The sequence below is a fragment of the Streptosporangium sp. NPDC049644 genome (assembly GCF_040675205.1).
Lineage (GTDB): Bacteria > Actinomycetota > Actinomycetes > Streptosporangiales > Streptosporangiaceae > Streptosporangium > Streptosporangium fukuiense.
Map to the genome: position 1 here is coordinate 1 of NZ_JBFAOJ010000175.1, position 7,232 is coordinate 7,232.

The 7,232-nt window shown below is 68.0% G+C and carries 12 protein-coding genes; all 12 read right to left on the minus strand.

Annotation, left to right across the window (positions count from 1 at the left end):
- Window positions 1-21 precede the first annotated feature (21 nt).
- Window positions 22-294, minus strand: a complete 273-nt coding sequence (locus AB0J58_RS43105; RefSeq protein ID WP_357797301.1) for a hypothetical protein — start codon at window positions 292-294, stop codon at window positions 22-24.
- Window positions 295-354: 60 nt separating this feature from the next.
- Window positions 355-774 carry a hypothetical protein gene (locus AB0J58_RS43110; RefSeq protein ID WP_357797303.1) on the minus strand — a complete coding sequence of 140 codons (420 nt, stop codon included), beginning with the start codon at window positions 772-774 and terminating at the stop codon, window positions 355-357.
- Between the two features lie 54 nt (window positions 775-828).
- Window positions 829-1,335: a hypothetical protein gene (locus tag AB0J58_RS43115; protein ID WP_357797305.1), complete on the minus strand. Its 507-nt coding sequence runs from the start codon at window positions 1,333-1,335 to the stop codon at window positions 829-831.
- Between the two features lie 129 nt (window positions 1,336-1,464).
- A complete protein-coding gene (locus AB0J58_RS43120) occupies window positions 1,465-1,761 on the minus strand; it encodes a hypothetical protein (RefSeq protein WP_357797308.1) in 297 nt (98 codons plus the stop codon).
- Window positions 1,758-2,069 carry a hypothetical protein gene (locus AB0J58_RS43125; protein ID WP_357797311.1) on the minus strand — a complete coding sequence of 104 codons (312 nt, stop codon included), beginning with the start codon at window positions 2,067-2,069 and terminating at the stop codon, window positions 1,758-1,760. The genes AB0J58_RS43120 and AB0J58_RS43125 overlap by 4 nt, the downstream gene beginning before the upstream one ends.
- Window positions 2,066-2,908: a DNA adenine methylase gene (locus AB0J58_RS43130; RefSeq protein ID WP_357797314.1), complete on the minus strand. Its 843-nt coding sequence runs from the start codon at window positions 2,906-2,908 to the stop codon at window positions 2,066-2,068. Before AB0J58_RS43130 ends, AB0J58_RS43125 begins: the two co-directional genes overlap by 4 nt.
- A 112-nt stretch (window positions 2,909-3,020) precedes the next feature.
- Entirely contained in the window at window positions 3,021-3,692 is a 672-nt protein-coding gene (locus AB0J58_RS43135; protein WP_364227279.1) for a hypothetical protein, read from the minus strand.
- Window positions 3,692-3,919 carry a hypothetical protein gene (locus AB0J58_RS43140; protein ID WP_357797319.1) on the minus strand — a complete coding sequence of 76 codons (228 nt, stop codon included), beginning with the start codon at window positions 3,917-3,919 and terminating at the stop codon, window positions 3,692-3,694. Before AB0J58_RS43140 ends, AB0J58_RS43135 begins: the two co-directional genes overlap by 1 nt.
- Window positions 3,916-4,230: a CHC2 zinc finger domain-containing protein gene (locus AB0J58_RS43145; protein WP_357797322.1), complete on the minus strand. Its 315-nt coding sequence runs from the start codon at window positions 4,228-4,230 to the stop codon at window positions 3,916-3,918. Before AB0J58_RS43145 ends, AB0J58_RS43140 begins: the two co-directional genes overlap by 4 nt.
- A 26-nt stretch (window positions 4,231-4,256) precedes the next feature.
- Window positions 4,257-5,630, minus strand: coding sequence for a DnaB-like helicase C-terminal domain-containing protein (locus AB0J58_RS43150; RefSeq protein WP_357797325.1), 1,374 nt, complete (start codon window positions 5,628-5,630; stop codon window positions 4,257-4,259).
- Window positions 5,627-6,214 (minus strand): hypothetical protein, encoded by a 588-nt coding sequence (locus tag AB0J58_RS43155; RefSeq protein WP_357797327.1) that lies wholly within the window; start codon window positions 6,212-6,214, stop codon window positions 5,627-5,629. Before AB0J58_RS43155 ends, AB0J58_RS43150 begins: the two co-directional genes overlap by 4 nt.
- On the minus strand, window positions 6,211-7,232 hold a 1,022-nt coding region (locus AB0J58_RS43160), incomplete at its 5' end, for a hypothetical protein (protein WP_364227283.1). The genes AB0J58_RS43155 and AB0J58_RS43160, both read right to left, overlap by 4 nt.

The following is a 7,232-nucleotide window of genomic DNA, read 5'->3' on the forward strand; positions in this document are numbered from 1 at the left end:
GGGCGGGGCGGGAGGGTGAGGTCAAGCGACGAACTGGGCGAAAGCTGCAGCCATGAGCTGGTCGATCACCTCGGAGGGCAAGCGCACCTCGTCCGACAGCCGGGCGCCGTGTGAGCGGACGATGACCAGGAGTTCTTCTCCTGCTCCGGCGTGCTGCCAGATCGGGTCGAGGAGGTCATCAACTGCGCTGGTTGCGGGCAGCCATCCGGCAACGATCGGCATACGAAGGTCCGCGCCCTGGCGGATGAGGGCGATCCGTTCCCAGGACGAGGGGCGGGGTCCGTCGACAGGCACGAGCGGGTCCTTTCGGTTGGGTGCCTGCCCGGTAAGACACCGGGCAGGGCAGAGGGCGGGCTACTTGGAGGCGGGGACGGCGTAGAGGTGGAAGAGGGTGTCGCCCGCGTCGTTCTCGCCTCGGTGGTCCCACTCGCCTACCTCGTAGGTCACGCCGTGGATCGAGACCGTGTCCGGGGTGGCCTTGTCCTTCGGGACGTAGCTGACGAGGGCCCGGGCCACAGCGGCGACGGGCTCGAACCTCACCTCGGCGCTGCTCTCCCACGAGTCGGGGACGTTGCTTTCGCCGAGGGCAACCTGGTAGTCGGCGGCGTAGAGCTGCCACTTCTTGCCGCGGATGACGAGCTGGTAGTTCGCGGCCCAGCGGGAGTCGGGTCCGCGCTGGTGGGCGATGACGGTCCAGTCGCCGAGCGTGTCGCCAACGTTGGACTCTCGGAGGTCGCGGGCGACCTCAGCGGGGAGGGTGATGTTCTCGGCCATCAGGGGTTCCTTTCGGGGAGTCGGGGGCTACGCGAGCAGCGCGGGGGGCGATGGTCAGCAGTCGCCGTCGCAGTGGGGGCGGTGAGCAGAGGTCCGGGCGGGGTTCTCCAGGTGGCGGAGGTAGTCCAGGGCGATGGACTCGGCGGCGACGTCTCCGTCCCAGCACCTGGGGGCGTGCTCCAGGAGCTCGTTCACGAACTCGTCGGCGGCGTCGACCTCCGGAGCGGGCAGCGCAACGGGAGGCCATGGGTTGAGGTCAGGTAGGCCGAGCCCGTCGAGGAGTCCGTCCACGTCGGCAGCCAGGGCATACAGGTGGCGCAGTCCGAGGTCAGCGCCGACCTGGTGTCCGGTTTGGAGGGCTTCGCGGATGATGCCGGCTGCGGCGTCGGTGTTGCGGGCGCACTGGGCGGCGTCGCGGGCTGAACGCTCCACGTCGGCGGCCACGACCGCGAGCACCGAATCGGTGATGCAGTCGGGGCACTTCTGCGGGCGTTCGCACTCGGCGTGCAGGACGGCCTCACGGATCTTGTCGCGGAGGTCGGCGGTCGTCTGGACGGTCATTCGACCTTCCCTTCGTAGCTGCTTGTCGATCTTGTTTTCGGTTGGAGCCCCAACCTGCGAACTGGTGTGCGGCTCAGAAGGCCGTAGAAGCCCGGACAAACCCACCCCTAAGCCGTGGACCCGCCAGCCCTACGGGGCGCTCTCCGGCAGTGCTGGGGCGGCGGACGGGGCACCTGAGACGGACGAGGCGAGAGCAGCCCCCAGCGGGAACACTTCGTCCGCGTACTCCAGCGCCACCCGCCACGCCCGCGGGTCGGAATCCACGTCGCTCGCGTCGAACCACCGCTCGTCGTCGAAGTCGCTGCACTCGGAAGCGACGACGTCGTCTCGCTGGATCACTCCGTAGGTGTCGCCCACGCGGACGACCAGGACAGTTCCGTCAGCGGGCTCGCCAAGCAGGTCCGCGAGGTGGCGTTTCGTGCTCATCGGGCTTCTCCTTCGTCGTTGATCTTGTTGGCGGCTTCCCGGCGGGCATCGAGAACCGCACGGATGCACGTCTTCTCGATGTCGCGGACGACTCCGGCCATGTACCGCTTGCCTCGCGGGGTGAGCGGCACGACCGTCTTCAGACTGGTGAGCCCGTTCAGGCCGGTCCACTCGTAATCCTCGGAGTGGATAGCGACCCTGAATTCCAGGTGGGCGGCGCGGCCGTCGTCGCACAAAGCGCGGTAGTCACGGCGGGCTTGGCGCCAGTCCAAGCGGTTGCGGACCAGGGCGCGGATGCGGCGGATCATGCGACCACCTCGTCGAAAAGCGCCGGAGTGGCGTTCAGGAAAGGCCGGTTGGACCACAGGACCTCGGTGCGCGCCTGGTTGTTGCCGTTCGCCTGGCCGGTGTGGGCCTCGAGCTCGAGGCGGTGCCACCCGTCGTAGAGGTCGTCGTAGAGCGGGCTGTGGTAGCCGGACAGAACAACGGCGGCGCGGCAGGCGTCGAGGGCGGCGTGCAGTTCGCGGTGGTCGTTCTCGCCGCCCATCTCGTGCCGGTAGTTCCGTGCCCGGGTGGAGCCGAGGTAGGGCGGGTCGACGTAGAGCAGGACGCCGGGGTGGCGGCCGTATGCCTGGATGAGGTCCAGGGCGGGGCGGCACTCCAGCGACACGGAGGCGAGGCGGTCAGCGACGGGGGCGAGGCGGGAGACGTAGCCCGCGAGGTAGCGAGGCATCCCGGAGGACGATCCGGCGGCGTCCTGGAAGTGGCGCCATCCGGTGGAGGAGCGAAGGGTTCCGGCGCGGCCCTGGGTGAGGCGGACCCAGACGAGGCGGGCGCGCTCCAGGTCGCTCACGGCGGTCAGGTCGACGTTCCGGGCGGCCTCGTACTCGGCACGGCTGTGCGGAGTGAGGGCGCAGACGCGCTCGAGCTCGAGCGCGTCGTCGCGGAGCATCTTCCAGAAGTGCATGAGGTCGCCGTCGAGATCGTTGACGGTCTCCATGCGACTGGGGCGCTTGGCGAGAAGGACGGCGAGGCTCCCGGCGTAGGGCTCGACGTAGTGCTCGTGAGCGGGCAGCAGGGCGGTGATGGCGGGGCCGATGGTCTGCTTGGACCCGTAGTACGGCACGGGCGGCGCGAGGCGGGTCATGCTTTCTCCTCAGCTTCACGATCTTGGGCGGTCGGGTCCGGAGGACCAGGACGAGACAGCAGTCGATCCACAGGCGCATCCCCAACCTGGGGACAAGCCGGGGCAGCCGCGGTCACGGGGACTCGCCATGCTCGAAACGGGCTGAGCGCGCAGCGCGGTAGGCATTGAGCAGCCGCGGTGTGTGATGGGCGAAGTGCACGGCAGGTTGATCGGCATCTTCTGGCAGATCGGGACATCCGATTACTTGACCTGCTGCTTTGATGATCGCGCGGCCACAGTGAGGGCAGTCGCTCCACCACCAGAAGCCGCTCTTCGGCCGCCGCATCATGGAGCTCGGGTCCAGGCGAAAAGCGGTGGGCGGAAGGCCGATCTCCCACTGCGCAGGCCGAACCGGATACTCGCGCCAGCCGTCTTCGTCGGTCCAGATGTGACCTGGGCTTCCCATGAAGTCTTCAAAGCTCGTGATGTGGGAGAGGTCCGGCGCGGGGACCTCGGGCTTTCCGAAGTAGACGAAGGCCGTCGTCCCCGTCCCCTTGGCGAGGAGTTGAGCCTTGCCGATCTCCTCCTTTGTCGGGAAAGTCCCCTTGATCTCAAGCCAGAAAGCGAATCTGCTTTCCGGGTAGACCAGGAAGTCGGGCAGGTAGGGGATCCCCTCGATCACGTAACCCTGCGGCTCGTAGTCCCATGGCACTCCCAGAGCGTCCATGAAGACAGCCCACCTAGCCTCCGCGCGAGACCTGAACCGATACCCGGCGTAGCGCGTCTCGATCGGTTTGATGTTCATCAGCACGCCTCCTGTGATGCGGGGATGAGGGGGTTGATCGTGAGCCGGTACATGGCGACGACGTCCTCGACGCGGGCGATCGTGCGTGACAGCCGATCGCCGCAAGGGGCGCAAGCGAACGAGCACGCCCGGTCCCGGCCGCCCCGCTCCGTGGGGCGGTCACGGACCAGCAGTTCGGTAGCCGGCGCGGTCTCGCACCAGTCGCAGAGCGGGCGGACCGCGGTCACGGCGCCGTCTCCCGGTTGAGCGGGACACCAGCGCGGACCGCGAGAGCCTGCACGGCGGTGTCGAAGTCGAGAGTGTGGAGGGTGCGGACCCAGCCGACGACGTTGCCGTGACGGCCGCACGACAGGCAGGACCAGAACTCAGGAAGGACACACAGCGTCTCACCGGCGGGGCAGAACGGGCAGCGGCCCGCTGAGAGCGACGGTTCGTCGTCGGACGGCGTCAGGTCGACGGTCCGAGCGACGACCTCGGGAAGCGGGTTCAGGCGGCACATCAGCGCGATGTCCTCGTCCCGGATGCGGATACGGTCCATGAGCACTCCTTCGGGGGGTGAGGTGGTCAGACCGCGTAGAGGTTCGGGCGCCCCGGCGGGGCGTAACCGGCCATGTCGACGAAGCGGCTGTAGTGGAGCTGGTGGGCGAGCGTCACCGTGCCTCGCTTACCGCCCCGGTTCTTCTCGATGATCAGATCGACCTCGCCGGCCCGCTTGGACTCTGGCTCGTAGAAGTCCTCCCGGTGCAGGAGGATCACGATGTCCGCGTCCTGTTCGACCGCTCCGCTCTCCCGGATCTCGCTCATGCGGGGCACGGCGTCGGCGCGTTGGGTGGGGCCGCGGTTGAGCTGGGCGAGCAAGACGATCGGGACACCGAACTCGCGGGCCATGAGCTTCAGGCCGCGGCTTTGGGCGGCGACCTGCTGCTCCCGGATGTCGATCTTCGCGGGGGACTTCAAAAGCTGCAGGTAGTCGATGATGACGATGCCGGTTTCGCCGGTCCGCGACAGGCTCCGCAGGCGGCTACGGATGTGCTCCAAAGAGCAGTTCGGGGAGTCGTCGATGACCAGCGGCGACTCGGTGACCCGCCAACTCGCCTGGCTGATCTTCTCCAGATCGTCCGGCGACACCCGGCGGCTCGTGATGTGGTCGTGCTTGACCGACGCCTCCGCGGCGAACATGCGCGACAGGACTTCCTTCTTCGACATCTCCAGCGTGAACAGCACCGCCCGCTGCCCATCCCGCAACGCGACGGACCGGGCGATGTCGACCGCGACCAGGGATTTACCGACCGAGGGGCGGGCGGCGATCACGATGAGCTGGCCCGGCTTGAACGTCGGGATGTAGTCCCGCTCCAAGTCCAGGTACGGCGGAGCAACCCCGACCAGTGCGGTGGGTGGGTTCTCCAGCTCGTCGAGGAGTTCGGTGACGACGTCGACCAGGTCGGTGTCGCGGTGCGCGTCCCGGCTGGCGGCGGCCTCGTCGATGAGCTTGCGGATGCGGTCGACGTCGGTTTCGGCGTCCCAGTCGGCGCCCTCGGCGACCTGGATTCCTTGGCTGCACGCCAGGTGGATGCGGCGGCGGCGCGCGTCTGCCGCGATACGGCGGGCGTGGTAGGTGACCGACCCGCCGATGGCCGCGTGCTCCATCAGCTTCCCCAGGTACGTGCCGCCCCCGACGCGCTCGGCGTCACCGCGGGCGGTCAGCTCACCGAACACCGAGGTGGGGTCGACGGGTTTGCCGTCGGCCAGCAGCGCCAGCGCGGCGGCGAACACCGACCGGGCCGGGCTGAAGAAGTCCTCGGCGGTGACGAGTTCGGAGGCTTCTTCGAGCGCCGTCTTGGACTGCATGGCGGCGCCGGCGACGGCGATTTCCGCGGCGATGACGGCGTCGCTGGGCGCCCACCGGTCGAAGCCGCTCAGGCCGAGGTCTGTGGTCACTGAGCCCTCCGCCGGTCGGTGCCGAGAATCTTGACGGTCATGGCGCCGTCGGACAGGCGGGAAGCGACCCGCTCGGCGAGGAGTTCCCGCAGGTCCGGCTTGTTGGACGTGAGGATCGTGGGCCGCTGGTAGGGCCAGCGGATGTCGATCAGCCTCATGATGTGGTCGGCGTCCCAGTCGGACACACGCACCGAGCCGATGTCGTCGATGGCGAAGATGTCAGCGTCGGCGAACCGGTCGAGTGCGGCTTCGTCCACGGGCGGGGTGATCAGGCGGCGCAGTTCGTGGGCGGCGCAGATCTCCATGGTTCCGAGGAACCCGGCCTCGATCAGCGTTTCCTGGAGTTTCCACAGCGACCAGGTTTTGCCGCTGCCGACGTTGCCCACGATGATCAGGCCGCCGGGCTGTCCGGAGATGAACCGGTTGGCCCATTCGGCGATCTGCGGGTTCAGGTCGCCTTTGGCGGCGAACACCGGGGGACGACGGGCGGCGAGTCGCTCCAGGCGGGCGGCGATCTGCTCGCGCAACCACAGTTCGGATGCTGCACGGCGGGCAGCGGCGTAGTCGTACTCGTCGGGGTTCAAATCCGGATCTCCACGTTCTCAAGTTCTTCAGCGGTCGGGGTGTAGGAGCGGGCGCCGGTCCCGCTGACAAAGCGGGAGCCGTTCGACGAACCGCCAGCAGCGCCAGCGGGCCGGGCGTTGTCCCGGTCTTGGATCTCTTGTGCCTTGTCGATCCAGTTACGCCAGGCGGCGACCCAGTCGCGGCACCGGCGGTCGTTCTGGTGTGCGTGGTTGATGAACCGGATGGTCTGCCGGTCTAGGTCGACCGTGTAGCCCTTCTCGGTGGCCGAGGTCCGCATCTGCGCGGTGACGGCGAAGTCATCGGGGATGGGGGTTTCGGGCTTGCGTCGAGATTTGGCGGGCTTCTTCGTTGCCTCGTTCGTCCGCCGCGAGGCGGCGGGGTCTACCCCGAAAAGAGAACCATCCGGAAGATCAACTTCTTCAACAACCTCAACCCCTATAAAAGACTGGGATGCCCCCCGGGGGGCCTGCTGAGAATCCTCAGTCGGCCCCCCGGGGGGCACGCTGAGATCGGCCTCCTGAGTCTCAGGGGGCCGATTGCTAGCACCCTGAGAATTTGGCTCAGGGTGCTTGGAATCGGCCCCCTGAGAATCCTCAGTCGGCCCCCCGGGGGGCACGCTGAGATCGGCGCTTTCAGCAGGACCCTCGGGGGACACGCTGAGCGGCTGACCGTTGATCGCGGCGCGGTAGACAGCGGTCTGGTGCTTCTGCCCGCGCGCAACCTGCACGAGGAACCCAGACTCCAAAGCCGCCTTCACCTTCTCCCCCACCTTCCGCTCGTTCCGGCCAAGCAACACCGCGAGGTCCCCCCTCGGGACCGACACGCGCCCACTCGCGTCCATGTGCAGCGCGAGGGTCATCAGCAGCACGCGAACCGAGTCGGTGATCTGCACGGAGCGAATGACCGCTCGCAGCCACCGGGCCCGGTACGTGCCGTCGTACAGCCCGCCGAGGATGTCGTCGTTCACCTGGTCGGGGTCTCCCTTGATGGTTGGCTTGGTTTGGGTCACTCCTCGCA